General features: G+C 69.5%; 18 protein-coding genes. 10 read left to right on the top strand and 8 right to left on the bottom strand.

What is annotated here, in order from left to right:
• From AB0B40_RS32940 to AB0B40_RS32920, 5 genes are all read right to left on the bottom strand, one after another.
• Window positions 1–376, bottom strand: a 376-nt coding sequence (locus tag AB0B40_RS32940; protein WP_362267176.1) for an ATP-binding cassette domain-containing protein, incomplete at its 3' end; no start/stop codon positions are given.
• A gap of 26 nt (window positions 377–402) precedes the next feature.
• Window positions 403–1,428 (bottom strand): ABC transporter ATP-binding protein, encoded by a 1,026-nt coding sequence (locus AB0B40_RS32935; protein WP_345051085.1) that lies wholly within the window; start codon window positions 1,426–1,428, stop codon window positions 403–405.
• A gap of 10 nt (window positions 1,429–1,438) precedes the next feature.
• Complete coding sequence (locus tag AB0B40_RS32930) at window positions 1,439–2,419, bottom strand: ABC transporter permease (RefSeq protein WP_345051087.1); 981 nt, start codon at window positions 2,417–2,419, stop codon at window positions 1,439–1,441.
• Window positions 2,420–2,503: 84 nt separating this feature from the next.
• Entirely contained in the window at window positions 2,504–4,285 is a 1,782-nt protein-coding gene (locus AB0B40_RS32925; RefSeq protein ID WP_345051090.1) for an ABC transporter substrate-binding protein, read from the bottom strand.
• 78 nt (window positions 4,286–4,363) lie between these two features.
• Window positions 4,364–5,392, bottom strand: a complete 1,029-nt coding sequence (locus AB0B40_RS32920; protein ID WP_345051092.1) for an ABC transporter permease — start codon at window positions 5,390–5,392, stop codon at window positions 4,364–4,366.
• Between the two features lie 467 nt (window positions 5,393–5,859).
• On the opposite strand from AB0B40_RS32920, the gene AB0B40_RS32915 reads away from it, so the two are divergent.
• The 5 genes from AB0B40_RS32915 to AB0B40_RS32895 are packed head-to-tail and all read left to right on the top strand — an operon-like array spanning window position 5,860 to window position 11,430.
• Window positions 5,860–7,488 carry an ABC transporter substrate-binding protein gene (locus AB0B40_RS32915; protein WP_345051094.1) on the top strand — a complete coding sequence of 543 codons (1,629 nt, stop codon included), beginning with the start codon at window positions 5,860–5,862 and terminating at the stop codon, window positions 7,486–7,488.
• Between the two features lie 6 nt (window positions 7,489–7,494).
• The gene (locus AB0B40_RS32910; protein WP_362267173.1) at window positions 7,495–8,415 is read left to right on the top strand and encodes an ABC transporter permease; all 921 of its coding nucleotides are present in this window, start codon (window positions 7,495–7,497) and stop codon (window positions 8,413–8,415) included.
• On the top strand, window positions 8,408–9,388 hold the full coding sequence (locus tag AB0B40_RS32905) for an ABC transporter permease (RefSeq protein WP_345051099.1): 981 nt from the start codon (window positions 8,408–8,410) through the stop codon (window positions 9,386–9,388). The genes AB0B40_RS32910 and AB0B40_RS32905 overlap by 8 nt, the downstream gene beginning before the upstream one ends.
• A 7-nt stretch (window positions 9,389–9,395) precedes the next feature.
• Window positions 9,396–10,370 carry an ABC transporter ATP-binding protein gene (locus tag AB0B40_RS32900; protein WP_362267171.1) on the top strand — a complete coding sequence of 325 codons (975 nt, stop codon included), beginning with the start codon at window positions 9,396–9,398 and terminating at the stop codon, window positions 10,368–10,370.
• Complete coding sequence (locus AB0B40_RS32895; RefSeq protein ID WP_362267170.1) at window positions 10,363–11,430, top strand: dipeptide ABC transporter ATP-binding protein; 1,068 nt, start codon at window positions 10,363–10,365, stop codon at window positions 11,428–11,430. Before AB0B40_RS32900 ends, AB0B40_RS32895 begins: the two co-directional genes overlap by 8 nt.
• Window positions 11,431–11,540: 110 nt before the next feature.
• Here the strand turns inward: AB0B40_RS32895 and AB0B40_RS32890 are convergent, their stop codons facing one another.
• The gene (locus AB0B40_RS32890; RefSeq protein WP_345051106.1) at window positions 11,541–13,670 is read right to left on the bottom strand and encodes a prolyl oligopeptidase family serine peptidase; all 2,130 of its coding nucleotides are present in this window, start codon (window positions 13,668–13,670) and stop codon (window positions 11,541–11,543) included.
• A 172-nt stretch (window positions 13,671–13,842) separates the two neighbouring features.
• Here AB0B40_RS32890 and AB0B40_RS32885 point away from each other — a divergent pair, with 172 nt between their 5' ends.
• Window positions 13,843–14,037, top strand: a complete 195-nt coding sequence (locus tag AB0B40_RS32885) for a hypothetical protein (RefSeq protein WP_161287201.1) — start codon at window positions 13,843–13,845, stop codon at window positions 14,035–14,037.
• Window positions 14,038–14,074: 37 nt separating this feature from the next.
• Here the strand turns inward: AB0B40_RS32885 and AB0B40_RS32880 are convergent, their stop codons facing one another.
• Together AB0B40_RS32880 and AB0B40_RS32875 are read right to left on the bottom strand one after the other, a co-directional pair.
• The gene (locus AB0B40_RS32880) at window positions 14,075–14,284 is read right to left on the bottom strand and encodes a DUF397 domain-containing protein (RefSeq protein WP_362267168.1); all 210 of its coding nucleotides are present in this window, start codon (window positions 14,282–14,284) and stop codon (window positions 14,075–14,077) included.
• Window positions 14,281–15,165, bottom strand: coding sequence for a helix-turn-helix transcriptional regulator (locus AB0B40_RS32875; RefSeq protein WP_362267166.1), 885 nt, complete (start codon window positions 15,163–15,165; stop codon window positions 14,281–14,283). The genes AB0B40_RS32880 and AB0B40_RS32875 overlap by 4 nt, the downstream gene beginning before the upstream one ends.
• A gap of 214 nt (window positions 15,166–15,379) precedes the next feature.
• Here AB0B40_RS32875 and AB0B40_RS32870 point away from each other — a divergent pair, with 214 nt between their 5' ends.
• From AB0B40_RS32870 to AB0B40_RS32855, 4 genes are all read left to right on the top strand, one after another.
• A complete protein-coding gene (locus AB0B40_RS32870) occupies window positions 15,380–15,787 on the top strand; it encodes an ATP-binding protein (RefSeq protein WP_345051118.1) in 408 nt (135 codons plus the stop codon).
• A gap of 226 nt (window positions 15,788–16,013) precedes the next feature.
• Window positions 16,014–16,976 carry a helix-turn-helix domain-containing protein gene (locus AB0B40_RS32865; protein WP_362267165.1) on the top strand — a complete coding sequence of 321 codons (963 nt, stop codon included), beginning with the start codon at window positions 16,014–16,016 and terminating at the stop codon, window positions 16,974–16,976.
• Between the two features lie 76 nt (window positions 16,977–17,052).
• Window positions 17,053–17,907, top strand: a complete 855-nt coding sequence (gene mshB / locus AB0B40_RS32860; RefSeq protein ID WP_362267163.1) for an N-acetyl-1-D-myo-inositol-2-amino-2-deoxy-alpha-D-glucopyranoside deacetylase — start codon at window positions 17,053–17,055, stop codon at window positions 17,905–17,907.
• Complete coding sequence (locus AB0B40_RS32855) at window positions 17,904–18,320, top strand: DUF6113 family protein (protein WP_345051116.1); 417 nt, start codon at window positions 17,904–17,906, stop codon at window positions 18,318–18,320. The genes mshB and AB0B40_RS32855 overlap by 4 nt, the downstream gene beginning before the upstream one ends.
• The last annotated feature ends 116 nt before the right edge of the window (window positions 18,321–18,436 follow it).

Genomic DNA, 18,436 nt, shown 5'->3' with positions numbered 1-18,436 from the left:
TGATCTCCATCGGACCGGAGATGATCTTGCCGACCGTCTGCCGCGGGTTCAGCGAGGCGTAGGGGTCCTGGAAGATCATCTGGATCTCGGAGCGGATGGGCGCGAGCTGCTTGCGGCCGGCGTGCGTGATGTCCTGGCCGCGGTAGACGACCTTGCCGCTGGTCGGTTCCAGCAGGCGGGTGATGAGCCGGCCCGTGGTCGACTTGCCACAGCCGGACTCGCCGACCAGGCCGAGGCTCTCGCCCTCGGCGACCTGGAAGTCCAGCCCGTCGACGGCCTGCACGGCGCCGACCGTCCGCCTGATCGGGAAGCCGCCCTTGATCGGGAAGTGCTTGGTGAGCCCGGAGACGTCCAGGAGGGGGGTGGTGCTGCTCATGGTGGTGAAGTCCCGTCTGAGGTCCGTCAGTGGCTGCGGGCCGCGGCGTGGTCGGAGAACAACTCGCTCTTCTGCTCCGGCGTCAGGTGGCAGGCCGAGCCTCGTCCGTCGACGATGTCCAGCACCGGCCGCTCGCTGGAGCAGCGCCCGCCGGCCACCTGGTCGGCGAACGCGCACCGGGGGTGGAAGCGGCAGCCGGACGGCGGGTTGAGCAGGGAGGGCGGCGAGCCGGGGATCGGCGACAACGGTACGTCGACCGGTCCGTCCAGGCTGGGCATCGAACCGAGCAGCCCCAGCGTGTACGGGTGCTGCGGGGTCTGGAGCACTTCCTTCTTCGTCCCGCGCTCCACGCACCGGCCGCCGTACATCACCAGCACGTCGTCCGCGATGTCCGCGATGACGCCCAGGTCGTGGGTGATGAAGATGATCGCGGTGCCGAACTCCTGCTGGAGGTCCTTCAGCAGGTCCATGATCTGCGCCTGGACCGTCACGTCGAGGGCCGTGGTGGGCTCGTCGGCGATCAGCAGCTCGGGGTCGCAGACCAGGGCCATGGCGATCATCGCGCGCTGGCGCATACCGCCGGAGAACTGGTGCGGGTAGTCGTCCACCCGGCTGTCCGGCTGCGGGATGCCGACCCGGCGCAGCATCTCGATCGCGCGGGTCCGGGCCTCCTTCTTGGAGCAGCCGGTGTGCTTGCGGTACGTCTCGGCGATCTGCGCGCCGATGGTGTGGTACGGCGACAGCGAGGCCAGCGCGTCCTGGAAGATCATCGACATCTTGTTGCCGCGGAGCCGCTCCAGCTCCTTCTCGGTGGCGGTGATCAGCTCTTTGTCGTCGAGCAGGATCTCGCCGTCGAGGGCGGTGTTGCGCGGGTCGTGCAGGCCCAGGATCGCCATGTTGGTGACGGACTTGCCCGAGCCGGACTCACCGACGATGCCGAGGGTCTTGCCCTTCTCCAGGTCGAAGGAGAGCCCGTCGACGGCCTTGACGATGCCGTCCTCGGTGGAGAAGTGCACCTTGAGGTCGCGGACGGAGAGGAAGGGGGTGCTCATGGGTCTCTCCTTAAGCGAGGCGCACGCGCGGGTCGATCAGGGCGTAGACGGCGTCCACGATGATGTTGAAGACGACGATCGCGCCGGCGGCGACCATGACGACGCCCAGCAGCATCGGCAGGTCATTGGTGCCGACCGCCTTCACCGAGAGCATGCCGAGGCCCTGGAGGCTGAAGGTCGACTCGGTGATGATCGCACCGCCGAGCAGCACACCGAGGTCGAGACCGAAGATGGTGATGATCGGGCCCATGGCGCCGCGCCAGGCGAACCGGAAGAACACCGTGCGGCGGGACAGGCCCTTGGCACGGGCGGTGCGCACATAGTCCTGGGTGAGCGACTCGACCATCTGGGAGCGGGTCATACGCGTGTAGTTGGCGGTGAAGATCAGCGACAGCACCAGCCACGGCACCAGCAGGCCCGAGAACCACTTGCCCGGATTCTCCGTGAACGGTGTGTAGCTCGCCCGGTCCAGCAGGTGCAGCTGGTCGACCAGGAGGTAGGTGGCGAAGACACCGACGACGTAGATCTGCATCGAGGACGCGATCAGCGAGGCGGAGCTGGCGACCTTGTCCAGGGGCTTGCCCTGCTTGACGGCGGCCAGCATGCCCGTGCCGACACCGAAGATCAGGAAGACCACGGCGCTGCCGATGGACAGGGAGATCGTGGTGGGGAAGCGGTCCAGGATGGTGTTCAGCACCGGCTCGCGGCTCTGGAACGAGAAGCCCAGGCACGGCGCGTCGCAGTGACCGAAGGAACTGTAGTCCCGCCCCACGAACAGGCCCTTGAGCCATTCCCAGTACTGCACGGGGAGCGGGTCGGAGATCGCCAGGTTCTTCCGCACCAGGGCCAGGGTCTCAGGGGTGCAGACCTTGCCGCACGCGATGCGGGCGGGGTCGCGCGGAGCGGCGTAGAACAGGACGAACACCAGGGCGCTGATGATCAGCAGAATCACCGCGGCGCCGAGGATCCGGCGGACGAGGAAGCGGAACATGGCAGTTGGGATTTCCTGACGGATGCCGTAGGGGGGTCGAACGGCGGGGCGGCACCTGGGCCGCCCCGCCTAGGGGGCCGTACGTCAGGCCTTGACGAAGGTCTTGTACAGCAGGGTCGCGGAGAAGTTCGGGTCGAACTGGGCGCCGCCGACCTTGTTTCCGTAGACGTAGAAGCGACGCTGGTACGTCTCGGGGATCAGCGGGGCGACCTCCTCCATGATCCGCTTGTCGAGCGCGGCCCAGGCCTTGCCGGCCTTCATCTGGTCGGGGATGACCGCGTTCTTCTTGATGCCCTCGTTGATCCAGTCGACGTCCGTCTGCGAGACGTTGTTCTTGCCGTTGCCGATGGCGTCGCCGTCGAGCAGCGGCTGGATCATCGTGTAGGCGGTCGGCCAGTCCGGGGACCAGCCGCCCCACATCACGTCGTAGCTGTTGTCGATCTGCTGGACCTGGTCGTAGTACGACGTGGAGTCGACCGGCTTGATGACCGGGGTGAAGCCGGCCGCCTTCAGGGCGTTCTCGATGACGACCTTGGTCTTGTTGTAGGTCGGGTCCTGCGGGAAGGCGTAGACGACCTTCTGGCCGAGCTTGCCGGCCTCCTTCAGCAGCTTCTTCGCTGCCTCGGGGTCGCCCTGCGGCTTCTTCGACTTGTTGTACGGGTCGGTCTTCTCGTAGCCGATGATGTCGGGGCTGAGGACCGAGGTCGCGAAGTCACCGGCGGACGGGCCGCCGTAGATCTGCCGGATCTGCTGCAGCGGCCAGGCGTGGATGAGGGCCTGGCGGACCTTGAGGTCCGTGACGCGCTTGGTGTTGATCCAGTAGAAGTACGTGCCGGTCAGCAGGCCGTTGAAGGAGCGCTTCTTCAGGTCCGGGTCGGTGAGGACCTTCTGGATGCGCTCGGCGGGCACGCCCTTGTAGATGGAGACGCCGTAGGCGTCGTTGCCCTGGGAGGAGATGAGGCGGTCGACGCCGTCCAGCGTCTCGACACCGAAGGTGAACTCGAAGCCGTCCGGGTAGGCGTTGCGGATCGAGTCGGTCTTCGGGTCCCAGTTCTTGTTGCGGATCAGCACCATCGACTTGTCGGTGGTGTGGGCCTTGATCTTGTAGGGACCGCAGGCGACCGGCTTCTTGTCGTACTTCTCCTTGGTGTCCATCTTCACCGGCACGGCGGCGTAGGAGTGCATCGCCAGGGTGAAGTTGAAGTCCGGCTTGGACTCGGCCAGCTTGAAGGTGATCGTCCGCTTGGCCTTGTCGGTGACGATCGAGTCGAGGTGCTTGCCCTTGTACGGGCCCTCGTACGCGTCACGCCACTTGCCGCCCTTGCCGGTCAGCGCGCGCTGGGCGTAGTCGGCGCCCTCGGTGACGAACGGCGCCCAGGCGCGCTCGAAGCCGTGGCGGACGTCGTCGACGGTCAGCTCGCTGCCGTCCTCCCACTTCAGACCCTCCTTCAGCGTGAAGGTCCAGGTCTTGTTGTCGGCGGAGGCCTTGCCGGTGTCGGTGGCCAGGTCGCCGACCAGCTTCTGCTTGCCGGACGCGTCGATCTTGTAGCCGGTCAGGCAGCGGTGCAGCAGCAGCGCGACGGTGGAGTTGTACGCGAAGTAGATGCGCTGCGGGTCCAGGTGGGAGAAGTCGTCCGGGGCCAGGCCGTAGATCGTGCCGCCCGTCTTCGCGCCGGGGATCTCCGGGGCCGGACCGGTGGAGTCGGACGCGGTGCCGATGGTGACCTTGGCGCCGGTGTACTCGGTGGCGCCGGTGCTCCGGGAGCCGCCACCGCCCGAGTCACCGCTGCTGCACGCGGACAGCACCGTCGAGCCCGCGGCCGCGACAGAGGTTGCGATCAAGAAGTTTCTGCGGGAAAAGGACATGGCTGGCCTGTTCTGGTGAAGGAACGAAGTGGTGCAGTGACCCCGGCAGGGCCCCGTCGCCGCGGCCGGGGGTGGTGCTCAGCGTTTGGTCTTGGGGTCCAGGGCGTCGCGGACCGAGTCGCCGAGGAGGTTGAAGGCGACCACGAAGATCACCATCGACAGGCCCGGGAAGAGCATGAAGGTGATGTCGTCCTGGTAGTACTTGGCACCGAACTGGATCATCACGCCCCAGTCGGGAGTGGGGTCGCTGAGGCCGACGCCGACGAAGGCGAGGCCCGCTTCGGCCGTCACGTAGGCCGGAAGGAGCAGCGTCGCCTGGATGAGGATCGGCGTCCACAGGTTGGGCAGCAGTTCCTTGAAGATGATCCGCGCCGGGGACGCCCCGGTGATCTTGGCCGCCTCGACGAACTCCCGCTCGCGCAGGGCGAGGACCTCGCCGCGCAGCAGTCGGGCGATGGAGGCCCAGCCGAAGGCCGTCATCACGACGATGAGGCTGGTGACGGTCAGCCAGACCGGGGTGTTCTCCTCCGGCGACACGAAGATACCCACGACCACCGGCCAGAAGGCGATGAAGAAGAGGGTCTGCGGGAAGGCCAGCAGGATGTCGATCACGCGGCCGACGAGGTAGTCCGTCTTGCCGCCCAGGTAGCCGGCGGTGATGCCGACGATGACGCCGAGCAGGGTCGTCAGGAGGGCCGCGGCCGTCGCGATCAGCAGCGAGTTGCGGATGCCGTAGAGCAGGAACGTGAAGACGTCCCGGCCGAGCTGCGGCTCGATGCCGAACCAGAAGTCGGAGCTGATGCCGCCGTTCGCCTTGATGGGGAAGTTGAACTCGTTCAGCAGACCCGGGGTGTTCATGCCGTAGGTGGTGTACGGGTCCTTGCCGTACACCTTGGCTATGAGCGGCGCCAGGACGCCGACGACGAAGAAGAAGATCACCACGAAGGCGGATATGACGCCCGTCCTGTCCCGCTTGAAGCGGGTCCAGGCCAGCCGTCCCGGAGAGCGGCTTTCGGCGCCCTTCGGGCTGCCGAGCTTCGCCGTTGCGGCGTTGTCTTCGTCGGTCACCTCAAGTGGGGCGGCCGGGGAAGGGGTTGCGGGGGTCATGATGCTCCGTGCCTTGTGGGTCAAGGCTCCGCAGGGCGCTCCCCTACGGGCTACGCCGGACTTTTTCAACGCAATTCATTCAAGGTCAATAAATTCTCGACCGCCTTGGTTTTCTCTTTACCTTTTTTACTCTCACTTGACCAATCCGTAGCTACGCGGGTAGCGCGCTGTAATCAATCCGTGCTTCACATCGGACCAACTGCGCGAATCGGGCAAGAAGTTCGATATGCGGACGGTGGAGTGTCGAAATGCGTACATCGGAACGTCGTAATCCAACGTTTCGGCATCGTTACACGAAGATCTATTGCGCCGGACGGTCAAGATCATCGGTGCGCCCGGCGTCCGGTGCCTGCATTCGGATGACGTGTCCCTCTAAAGGCCCTCCAATCGGGCGGTGCGCGTGAGTTGTGCGCGGTATGTGTCGATATCGACCCTTAAGCGATCACGGCTCACGGAGGAGGGACGCCATGCGTGGCATCACGCACGCCCGATGGGCCGCCGGGGCGGTGGCGACGGCGCTCGCGGCCACGGGCTGCGGGGTGGGCGGCGCGAGCGGCGGCGGCAACGGCGGTGCCGTGCTCAGCTCCTCCTGGGGCGATCCGCAGAACCCGCTGGAGCCGGCCAATACCAACGAGGTGCAGGGCGGCAAGGTCCTCGACATGATCTTCCGGGGTCTGAAGAAGTACGACCCGAGGACCGGCAGGGCCCAGGACTGGCTGGCCCGGTCCATCCGGACCGGGGACTCGCGGAACTTCACCGTCACGATCAAGGACGGCTGGACCTTCTCCAACGGCGAGAGGGTGACCGCCCGCTCCTTCGTGGACGCCTGGAACTACGGGGCGAGCCTGCGGAACAACCAGAAGAACGCCTACTTCTTCGGCTACATCGACGGTTACGACAAGGTCCACCCCGACAGCGGCGGCCAGCGCGCCGACACCCTGTCCGGACTGAGGGTGGTCGACGACCACACCTTCACCGTGAAGCTGAACCAGAAGTTCTCCGGCTTCCCCGACACCCTCGGCTACGCGGCCTTCGCCCCGCTGCCCCGCGCCTTCTTCACCGACCACGCCGCGTGGGTGAAGAAGCCGGTCGGCAACGGCCCCTACACCATCGAGTCCTACACGAGGGGCTCGCAGATGTACCTGAGGAAGTGGGACGGCTATCCCGGGACCGACAAGGCCCGCAACGACGGCGTGACCCTCATGGTCTACACCGACAGCAACACCGCCTACACCGACCTCCTGGCGGGCAACCTCGACCTCGCCGACGACATCCCCGCCGCGCAGCTGAAGAACGTCAAGGGCGACCTGGGCGACCGCTACATCAACACCCCCGCGGGCATCATCCAGACCCTCGCCTTCCCCTACTACGACAAGAGGTGGAACACGCCGGGCTCGAAGAAGGTCCGCACCGGCCTGTCCATGGCGATCGACCGCAGGCAGATCACCGACACGATCTTCCGCAGGACCCGGACCCCGGCCACCGACTGGACCTCCCCGGTCCTCGGCACCGGCGGCGGCTTCAAGGCCGGCCTGTGCGGCAGGGCGTGCACGTACGACCCGGCCCGTGCGAAGGCCCTGATCGAGGAGGGCGGCGGCATTCCCGACGGCCAGGTCAAGATCACGTACAACGCGGACTCGGGCTCGCACAAGCAGTGGGTGGACGCCGTGTGCAACTCCATCAACAACGTCCTCGGCAACGCCAAGGCGTGTGTCGGCAATCCGGTCGGCACCTTCGCCGACTTCCGCAACCAGCTCGGGGCGCACAAGATGACCGGCCCGTTCCGGGCGGGCTGGCAGATGGACTACCCGCTCATCCAGAACTTCCTCCAGCCGCTCTACTACACCGGCGCCTCCTCCAACGACGGCAAGTGGTCCGACAAGGCCTTCGACCGCCTCGTGGACCGGGCCAACGCCGAGACGGACACCGCCAGGGCGGTCGCCGGTTTCCAGAAGGCCGAGGAGGTCGTCCGCGACAACATGGCCGCCATCCCGCTGTGGTACCAGAACGGCAACGCCGGCTACTCCGACCGGCTGTCCCATGTGGCGCTCAACCCCTTCAGCGTCCCGGTCTACAACGAGATCAAGGTCGGCTGAGCCGCCGTGGGGCGCTATGTGGTCCGGCGGCTGCTGCAGATGATCCCGGTGTTCGTCGGAGCCACGCTGCTGATCTTCCTGATGGTGAACGTGATGGGCGATCCCGTCGCCGGCCTGTGCGGGGAGCGGGCCTGCGACCCGGCGACGGCCGCCCAGCTGAAGCGGGAGTTCGGCCTCGACAAGCCGCTGTGGCAGCAATACCTCACCTACATGGGCAAGGTCTTCACCGGCGACTTCGGTACGGCCTTCAACGGCCAGCCGGTCACCGAACTGATGGCGACCGCCTTCCCGGTCACCGTCCGGCTGACCGTCGTGGCCGTCCTCTTCGAGATCGTCATCGGCATCACGCTGGGCGTGGTGACCGGACTCCGGCGCGGCCGGCCCGTCGACACCGGGGTGCTCCTGGCCACCCTGGTCGTGATCTCCGTCCCCACCTTCGTCACCGGTCTGCTGCTGCAACTGCTGCTCGGCATCAAGTGGGGATGGATCAGACCCTCGGTCCGCTACGGCACCTTCGACGAGCTGATCGTGCCCGGCCTGGTCCTGGCCTCCGTCTCGCTCGCCTACGTCACCCGGCTGACGCGCACCTCCATCGCGGAGAACAAGCGGTCCGACTACGTCCGCACGGCGATCGCCAAGGGCCTGTCCCGGCGCCGGGTCATCACCCGGCACCTGCTGCGCAATTCCCTCATCCCCGTGGTCACGTTCATCGGCACCGACATCGGCGCGCTGATGGGCGGAGCGATCGTCACCGAGCGGATCTTCAACATCCACGGCGTCGGCTACCAGCTCTACCAGGGCATCCTGCGCCAGAACACCCAGACGGTGGTGGGCTTCGTGACCGTGCTCGTGCTGGTCTTCCTGGTCGCCAACCTGCTCGTGGACCTGCTCTACGCCGTACTCGACCCGAGGATCCGCTATGCCTGAGCAGCCGTACGAGCCCGAGGGCGCGATCGCCGGCACCGGCATGGGCGGCGCGATGGACCTCGGCGTCAGCGAGGCCGTCACACTGGAGAAGACGCCGGGCGGCCCCCAGGGCACCGGACCGGCCGGCAGACCGCGCTCCCTGTGGTCCGACGCCTGGCGGGACCTGCGCCGCAACCCGGTCTTCCTGCTCTCCGCCCTGGTCATCGTCTTCCTCGTCGTCATCTCCCTGTGGCCCTCGGTGATCGCCTCCGGCAGCCCCCTGACCTGCGATCTGGTCAGGTCCCAGGACGGCCCGGCACCGGGCGCCCCCTTCGGCTACGACGGCCAGGGCTGCAACGTCTACACCCGCACCGTCTACGGCGCCCGTACGTCCGTCACGGTCGGCCTGTGCGCCACGCTCGGGGTGGCCGTGTTCGGGTCGGTGCTCGGCGGACTGGCGGGCTACTTCGGCGGCGTCTGGGACTCGGTGCTCTCCCGTGTCACCGACGTCTTCTTCGCCATCCCGGTCGTCCTCGGCGGTCTCGTCCTCCTCTCCGTCGTGACCTCCAATACGGTCTGGCCGGTCGTCGGGTTCATGGTGCTGCTCGGCTGGCCGCAGATCTCCCGGATCGCCCGCGGCGCGGTCATCACCGCCAAGCAGAACGACTACGTCCAGGCCGCCCGCGCCCTGGGCGCCTCCGACGCCCGCATCCTGCTCCGGCACATCGCCCCGAACGCCGTGGCGCCCGTGATCGTCGTCGCGACCATCGCCCTCGGCACGTACATCGCCCTGGAGGCGACCCTGTCCTACCTCGGCGTCGGTCTCAAACCGCCCAGCGTCTCCTGGGGCATCGACATCTCCGCCGCCTCTCCTTACATCCGCAACGCCCCGCACGCCCTGCTGTGGCCCGCGGGCGCCCTCGCCGTCACGGTCCTGGCCTTCATCATGCTCGGCGACGCGGTCCGCGACGCCCTCGACCCGAAACTGAGGTGATGGCGCGGTGCTGCTCGAAGTGCGGGACCTGCACGTGGAGTTCCGGACCCGGGACGGGGCCGCCCATGCCGTCAACGGGGTGAGTTACGAGGTCGACGCGGGGCAGACGCTGGCCGTCCTCGGCGAGTCCGGTTCCGGCAAGTCGGTCACCGCGCAGGCCGTGATGGGGATCCTGGACATGCCGCCGGGCCGGATCACCGGCGGACGGATCCTGTTCCGGGGGCAGGATCTGCTGACGATGAAGGAGCGGGAACGGCGCGGGATCCGGGGCGCCGGAATGGCGATGATCTTCCAGGACGCGCTGTCCGCCCTCAATCCGGTGCTCTCCGTGGGGGACCAGCTGGCGGAGATGTTCGTCGTCCACCGGGGGATGTCCAGGAAGGCCGCGCGGGCCAGGGCCGTCGAGCTGATGGAGCGGGTCCGCATCCCGGCGGCGGCGCAGCGGGTGCGGGACTACCCCCACCAGTTCTCCGGCGGCATGCGCCAGCGGATCATGATCTCCATGGCGCTGGCCCTGGAACCGGCGCTGATCATCGCCGACGAGCCGACCACCGCCCTGGACGTCACCGTCCAGGCCCAGGTCATGGACCTGCTCGCGGAGCTGCAGCGCGAGTACCGCATGGGGCTGATCCTGATCACCCACGACCTGGGGGTCGTCGCGGACGTCGCCGACCGGATCGCGGTGATGTACGCCGGGAAGATCGTCGAGTCCGCGCCCGTGCGCGACCTCTACAAGGCCCCGGCCCACCCCTACACCCGCGGACTGCTCGACTCCGTCCCCCGTCTGGACCGCAAGGGACAGGAGCTGTACGCCATCAAGGGCCTCCCGCCGAACCTCATGCGCGTCCCGCCGGGCTGCTCCTTCCACCCCCGCTGCCCGATGGCCCGGGACGTGTGCCGCACCGAGGAGCCCCCGCTGTACCCGGTGTCCGACGGCCGGGGAAGCGCCTGCCACTTCTGGAGGGAGTGCCTCGATGGCTGAACCGATCCTCGAAGTGACCGGCCTCGTCAAGCACTACCCGCTGACCCGGGGTGTCCTGTTCAAGAAGCAGATCGGCTCGGTGAAGGCGGTCGACGGCGTCGATTTCACGCTCGGCCGGGGCGAGACCCTCGGCGTCGTGGGCGAGTCGGGCTGCGGCAAGTCGACGGTCGCGAAGCTGCTGTGCAGTCTGGAGCGCCCCACGGCCGGCGCCATCCGGTTCAAGGGCGAGGACATCACCAGGCTGTCCGGCAAGGCGCTGAAGGCCGTACGGCGCAACATCCAGATGGTCTTCCAGGACCCGTACACCTCGCTCAACCCCCGCATGACCGTCGGCGACATCGTCGGGGAGCCGTACGAGATCCACCCCGAGGTGGCGCCCCGGGGCGACCGGCGCCGCAGGGTCCAGGAGCTGCTGGACGTGGTCGGCCTGGACCCGGAGTACGTCAACCGCTATCCCCACCAGTTCTCCGGCGGCCAGCGCCAGCGCATCGGCATCGCCCGGGGGCTCGCGCTGCGCCCCGAGATCATCGTCGCCGACGAACCGGTGTCCGCGCTGGACGTGTCGGTCCAGGCCCAGGTGATCAACCTGATGGCCCGGCTCCAGTCGGAGTTCGGCCTGTCCTACGTCTTCATCGCGCACGACCTGTCGATCGTCCGGCACATCTCGGACCGGGTGGGGGTCATGTACCTGGGCCGGATCGTGGAGATCGGGCGGGACGCCGAGATCTACGACCACCCGACCCACCCCTACACCCAGGCCCTGCTCTCCGCGGTGCCCGTGCCCGACCCGGAGGCCCGTGAACGCCGTGAGCGGATCATCCTCACCGGGGACGTGCCCTCGCCGGCGGACATCCCCTCGGGCTGCCGCTTCCGCACCCGCTGCTGGAAGGCGCAGCGGCGCTGCGCGCAGGAGGTGCCCGCCCTGGCGGTGCCCGAAGCCTTCCGCGGCACGGGCGGCCCCGCGGCCCACGCGTCGGCGTGCCACTTCGCGGAGGAGGCCGCGCCGGTCACACCCGCCGCGCCCGAGGAGCCCCGGCCGGACGGCGACGGGCCGGGGTGACATGGCGCACCCCGGCCCGTCTACGGCACCCGCACGGCCGTACGGAGTTCAGGCTCCCGTGTCCGTATATCGGTACCGCTTCCGTGAAGTTGCCTGCGCGTTAACGCGGTTCACGGCCGCGCGGCCGGGGGCAGGGAGCGCCGGAGGAAGTCCAGCTGGAGGCGGAGCAGGTTCTCCGCGACCGTCTCCTGCGGGGTCATGTGGGTCACCCCGGACAGGGGCAGCACCTCGTGCGGGCGGCCGGCGGCCAGCAGGGCGGAGGACAGGCGCAGGGAGTGGGCGACGACCACGTTGTCGTCGGCCAGCCCGTGGACGACCAGCATCGGGCGGTGCGGCTCGGCCGCCTCGACCAGGCCCGCGTCGTCGATCACCGAGTTGCGGCGGTAGATCTCCGGCTGCTCGTCCGGGTGCCCGAGGTAGCGCTCCTGGTAGTGGGTGTCGTACAGCCGCAGGTCGGTGACGGGCGCGCCGACCACCGCCGCGTGGAAGACGTCCGGCCGGCGCAGCACCGCCAGCGCCGCCAGATAGCCACCGAAGGACCAGCCCCGGATCGCCACCCGGCCGAGGTCCAGCGGGTACCGCTCGGCGAGCGCGTGCAGCGCGTCCACCTGGTCCTGGACCACCACGGCCGCCAGGTCGTCCCGGATCTCCTTCTCCCAGCCGGGCGAGCGGCCCGGAGTGCCCCGGCCGTCGGCGACGATCACCGCGAAGCCCTGGTCGGCGAACCACTGGGAGGTGAGGTGGGCGTTGTGCGCGGCCACCACCCGCTGCCCGTGCGGGCCGCCGTAGGGGTCCAGCAGGACCGGCAGGGGAGTGTCGCCGTGGTAGTCCCGTGGCATAAGCAGGGCGCATGGAATTCGGCGTGCGCCCCCCTCGGTGAGCGTCACCCGCGGGGACATACCGGGATCTTCGGCGTACGACCGGACAGTGGCCGTCTGTTTCCCGTCACACAGCACCTGGACACGGGCGCCCGGTCTGTCCAGGGCCGCGGACACGAGAACGGTCACGTTCCCGGCGCGCACCGCCGAGTGCACACCGGGCTCCTGGGAGAGCCGCTCCACGCCCAGCTCGTTCACCCGGTACACATGGACCTCGCCGATTTCCGGCGCCTGCGCCTCCGCGCCGGCCGAGGCGGAAACGAGTACGTCGTCCGCACCCACGTCCAGGACCGCACGGATGTGCAACTGCCCCCTGGTCAGCGGGCGTTCGCCGACGGCCAGCACCCGTGCGCCGCCCTCGTCCGCGATCCGGACGAGCTGCCCCGACGGGCTCCAGCAGGGCACACCGGCGAACAGTTCAAGCCAATTCGGATCTTCATCGGCGTGCACCATCCGGGTGGCCCCCGTGTCCGGATCCACCGCCAGGAACAGCTGGCTGCGCTGGTCCCGCGCCTGGACGAGGAGCAGCGGCGCACCCGCCTCTGACCAGTGCACACGCGCCAGGTACGGATACCGGGACCGGTCCCATGCGACCTCCGTGCGCTCCCCGTCGAGACCGATGACGAACAGGCGCACCTCCGCGTTCGGTGTGCCCGCCGCGGGGTACCTGATCCTGTTCGGCTCACGGTCGGGGTGGGCCGGATCCGAGATCCACCACTGCCGCACCGGCGTGTCGTCCACGCGCGCCACGAGCAGCCGGTCCGACCGCGGCGCCCACCAGAACCCCCGCGAGCGGTCCATCTCCTCGGCCGCGATGAACTCCGCCAGACCGTAGCCGACCTCCGCCGACTCCGGTTCGGCCAGCGCCCGGTCACCGTCCCCCTCGGCGCCCACGACCCGCAGCGCGCCCCGCGACACGTACGCGACGTGCCGGCCGTCGGGGGACGGGCGCGGGTCGATCACCGGTCCCGGAACGCGGAGTTCACGCGCCGTCCCGGCCCGCAGCTCCGCCGTGAAAAGCCGTCCTGACAAGGCGAAAGACGCCAACTCCAGGGAGCTGTCGGTGGCGTAGCCGACGATGCCGGCGCCGCCCTCGCGGCTTCGCTCCCGGCGTGCCCGCTCCGCGGCGGAGAGTTCTTCGGACGTGCCCTGGAGGAGCACGCGCGGATCGGCGGCCAGGCGCTCGGTGCCGTCCGGAAGGTCCAGTACCCACAGGGAGTTGGCCCGGTCGGTGCCGGAGCCGGAACGCAGGAAAGCGACACGCGAACCGTCGGGGGCCACGGTGAACGCCCGCGGCGCGCCGAGCGTGAACCGCTGGGTCCGGGCGTACCGACGGGGGAAGGAGTCAGCCTCGGTCGTCATACCCCGACCATATTGGCCATGCGCCCCCTTGTGCGGCCGTGCGCCGAGCGATGCGCGCGTACGGATAGTTATGATCACTACCGCTGCGTGGGTAGGAACCCGCTGGCGTCTGCATGGATTTGCTCAACTGATCTAGAACCCGCGTCCCTGGGATCTTTGGAGGTGAGCCGCCGTGGCACTCTCGATTTCGGCGGTGGTGCTGCTGGCGATCATCGTCTTCTTGCTGATCAAGAAGTCGGGCCTGAAGGGTGGCCATGCCGTCGTCTGCGTCCTGCTCGGCTTCTATCTCGCCTCCTCGACCGTCGCTCCCACGATCAGCGAACTGACGACCAACGTCGCCAGCATGATCGGCAGCATCAAGTTCTGACGGGCGCCGCCGCCGGGGTGGCGAAGGAGCCGCCGGTTCAGCCCCCGACCGCGTACGGCACGAAGTCGGCCCACGCGGCGGGGGACAGGGCCAGCCGGGGACCCTCGACGTTCTTCGAGTCACGGACGTGGACGGTGCCGGGCTCGGTGGCGACCTCGACGCAGGAGTCGCCTTCGGGGCCGCTGCTGTAGCTGCTCTTGAACCACGCCAGGTCAGAGGTGTCCGTGGCGGAGGCCTTGCGGATCATGTTTCTCCCAGCATTCGCTCGATGAGGGCCAGTGTCTCCCCGGGCGGAAGGGCCTGCGCCCGGATCGTGCCATACCGCAGGTCGAGAATGCGTAGCTGCCTCGGATCGGAGGCAGGGCGGCCGTTGAACGCGCCGTCGGAACGCCCTACCGCTGTTCCGTCCTCGAACTTCAGCAGCTCGATCCTGCCGCTCATGCCTGGGTGGGCGACGCTGTCCATGGGCATGACCTGGAGTGAGACGTTGTTCAACCGCCCCACTTCCAGCAGGCGTTCGAATTGCTGCTTCCGCACCATTGTGCCCCCAACGCGTCGGCGGAGAGTTGCCTCCTCCAGGACGAAACTGAGGGAAGGGGCCGGTGAGCGATCGAACACTGAAAGCCGTGCCATGCGAGCGGCCACCAGGCGCTCCACCTCCTCGGCGGGGTAGGGAGGTTGGCGCACCTCGAAGAGAGCGCGTGCGTAGTCAGGCGTCTGCAGCAGGCCGGCGATGCTGCTGCACTCGTACACCCCGATCTCGACGGCCCGTGCCTCCATCTGCGCCAGATCCCGCACCTTCTTCGGGTACCGGACCTTCTTCACGTCGTCCTTCATCGCCGCGACGAGACCCCCCGCGCTCAGCACCTCGTCCGCCGTGTCCAGATACTCGGGCCGGGGGATCCGCTTGCCGCTCTCGATCTTGTAGACGAGGTCCTCGCCGTACCCGACCGCCACCGCGAACTCGCCGGCCCGCATCCCGGCCGCTTCCCGGCGGAGCCTCAACTGCCGTCCCACCGTGGCCACCACGGCGAGTGCCCAGTCGTCGTCCGGGTCCACCTCCCAGCCCGGCTCGTCGGTCTGCCCCGTCCCGGCCCCGACCCGCACCGCCTCACCGTTCACCGACATGCGTGCCCCTCCCCTGCGCTGCTCCGTACCGTCACGTTCTGCGTGCGGGAGCCGTGCCGACAGTCCGGACAGCACCGGACAAGTGCTGGACGGTCACCGTACGCAACACCACGATCACTGTTCACGGTACGTCCGGTCGGCCACGCTGAGTGACGTGAATCAGGAATTCGCCGAGACCAGGACCCAACCCGACGGCAGGGTGCGCAACTTCAGCATGCTGCTGTCGTCCACCCCGCGCGGTGCCCGCCTCGCCCGTCTGCTCGCGGTGAACGCGCTGCGGAACTGGGGACTTCCCGACGAGAGGGCGAGCCACGTCGTCGCCGAACTGGCGGCCAACGCGGCCACCCACGGCCGCGTTCCCGGACGCAGCTTCCGCCTGACGCTCTACGTGGTCGGCGGCACCCTCCGCATCGAGGTCACCGACACGCGCGGTGACCGGCGCCCCGTGCTGCGGGAGCCCGGAGCCGGCGCCGAGTCGGGCCGGGGTCTGCTTCTCGTGGACGCGCTCGCCGACCGCTGGGGCACCAGCGAAGGGCGCTTCCCGCGCAAGACCGTCTGGGCGGAGATCGGCCTCACCGCACCGGAACCCGGCCCCACATGCTCCGGTGCCGTCGGCGACTGAAAGACAAAGAACGCCGGGGAAAGCACCCTGCCAAGCCCCACCCCTCCCGCCCGTGGCCCGCGCTCACCCGGGAGGGTGAACATCCCTGGACCGGCTGGACCGCGCGACCCGCGAGGCCCGACGCTCGGCGCAACGCACCACCACAACCGCAGACATGAGACGGCCCCCGCCGGGACGGCAATCCCGGTGCGAGGGCCTGACCACCGAGGAAGGTAAGGACTTCCCGATGGGTATCCGGAACCCTAGCGTGCCCCCGCACGCCCAGGCCCGCGTTGCGGGCAACAAGCACCCGAACCGGCGGCCCGGCACGGCCCACCGCACCGGCGGGCTCCAGCACGACAACACCCGTCACGCCACCCGCTTCACCGTGATCGGCAACCATCTGGCCCAGCACAGGGAGCTGTCGCTCCTCGCCATCGGGCTCGGCACGCACCTCCAGTCGCTGCCGCAGGGTGCCGCCGCCGACATCAAGACCCTCGCCGTCCGGTTCCCCGAGGGAGCCACCCGGATCGCCGCCGCCCTGCGCGAGCTGGAGGCCCACGGCCACCTGCGCCGCGAACGCCACCGCACGGCCACCGGCCGCATCGTCACCCGCACGATCTCCTGCAACCAGCCGGCCGCGGCCCGCCCTCGTCCCGAGGGCCGAGACCGCCCGGAGCCCCGGGCCACGGCGGCACCGCAGCGAGGGGAGGCGTGCGAGGACAGCAGGACGCGCCACACGCGAGCGGCGCGCGGCGAACGAGCCCCACGCAAACCGCTTCCCGCCGTGCCTGGCCCCGCGTACGCCGCCCCAGCGCTCCTGGAGGCCGCCACCGGCCTGCTCGCAGACCTCCACCGCCACGACCCCCGGTTGCTCCTCTCCGCCCGCGACACGGCCCATCTGGCCCCCGGCGTCGCCGCCTGGCTGGAGCGGGACGTCGCCCCTGCCGCCGTACGCCGTGCCCTGACCGCCGACCTGCCCCCCGAGGGCGTACGCCGTCCGGCGGCCCTCCTGGCGCACTGCCTGGCCGCCCAGCTCCCGCCCCCGCCACCGTTCCGGGCGCCGGGCGCCCCGCGACCGCCCCGGTACCCGATGCGGAACTGCGACGGCTGCGACCGCGGCTTCCGCTCGCCCGATGCCGGAACCCGGTGCCGCGACTGCCGAACCGAACCACTGGAGGGCGCCCAGCATGAACGTGACGAGACCTGAAGCAGCGCCGCCCGGTCGACGGGGCTTGACCGGTGGTGGTTCGGTGAACGGCCCGGCCGCCTCATAGGCTGACCCCATGACGGAACTGCCCGCGCGACGTCTGCTCCTGGTGCACGCACACCCGGACGACGAGTCGATCAACAACGGCGCGACCATGGCCAAGTACGCGGCCGAGGGTGCCCATGTGACCCTGGTCACCTGCACCCTGGGCGAGCGGGGCGAGGTCATTCCACCGGAGCTGCGGCATCTGACGGGCCCCGCGCTGGGCGCGCACCGGCGCGGCGAGCTGGGGGCGGCCCTGGCCGCGCTCGGCGTCACCGACGGCCGGCTGCTCGGCGGTGCCGGGCGGTACGGCGACTCCGGGATGACGGGCCTCGCCGACAACGACGACCCCGGCTGCTTCTGGCAGGCCGACGTGGACGAGGCGGCCGGCCGGCTCGCCGAGGTGATCCTGGAGGTCCGCCCGCAGGTCCTCGTGACGTACGACGACAACGGCGGTTACGGCCACCCGGACCACGTCCAGGCCCACCGCGTCGCCATGCGCGCGGCCGACCTCGCGGCCGAACGGGGCCACCGGATCGCCAAGGTGTACTGGAACCGCGTCCCGCGCTCCGTCGCCGAAGCCGCCTTCGCCCGCCTCCGGGACGAGCTGCCCGCGCTGCCGTTCGCGAAGAGCGCGGTGGTGGACGACGTACCGGGCGTGGTCGACGACGAGCGCATCACGACCACGATCGACGGCACCGGGCACGCCGCCGCCAAGGCCGCCGCGATGCGCGCACACGCCACCCAGATCGACGTGGCCGAACCGTACTTCGCGCTCTCCAACGAACTCGCCCAGCCGCTGTTCACCACCGAGTACTACGAGTTGGTGCGCGGGACGGGACAGCGCGGGGAGACCGACCTGTTCGCCGGCGTCGAGGAGGCGTCATGAGCAACGGCGGAGCAGGCTCTTCGCTCGCCCGGCCACTGCGCCCGCCCACCCCCGGACGGGCCGCCGCCCACCTCGGCCTCTTCCTGCTCGGCGCGGTCACGGGCCTCGCCGGGGCCCTGGTACAGGCCGCATGGTTCCCCGGCGGACTGCTGCTCGCCCTGGCGGGCGCCGCCGGGCTCTTCCTCGGCGGGGCGTACGCCACCGGGAGCCGGAGCGGGGCCGTCGCTCCGGCGGCGGGCTGGATCGTCGCCGTCGTCCTGCTCACCACCTCGCGCCCGGAAGGCGACTTCCTGTTCGGCGCGGGCGGCGGCTCGTACCTCTTCCTGCTCGGCGGCATGGCCCTCGCTGTGATCTGTGCCACCGTCGGCGCCGGACGGCGATCCGCCGCCGGCTCCGCCCGACTTGACAAGTGACGTACCACTTCGCCGTACGGCGCGCGTGCGAGTCCCGTGTGGGTTTCCTCAGCGGTCATGGGATAAGCGCCAGAAGCGGCCAGTATGGTGGTGCGCGCCGCCGAGCCTCCCCCAAG

Source organism: Streptomyces sp. NPDC042638 (genome assembly GCF_040647235.1).
In the GTDB taxonomy this organism is placed as follows: domain Bacteria; phylum Actinomycetota; class Actinomycetes; order Streptomycetales; family Streptomycetaceae; genus Streptomyces; species Streptomyces rameus.
This window is presented reverse-complemented; position numbering and strand designations above follow the sequence as displayed.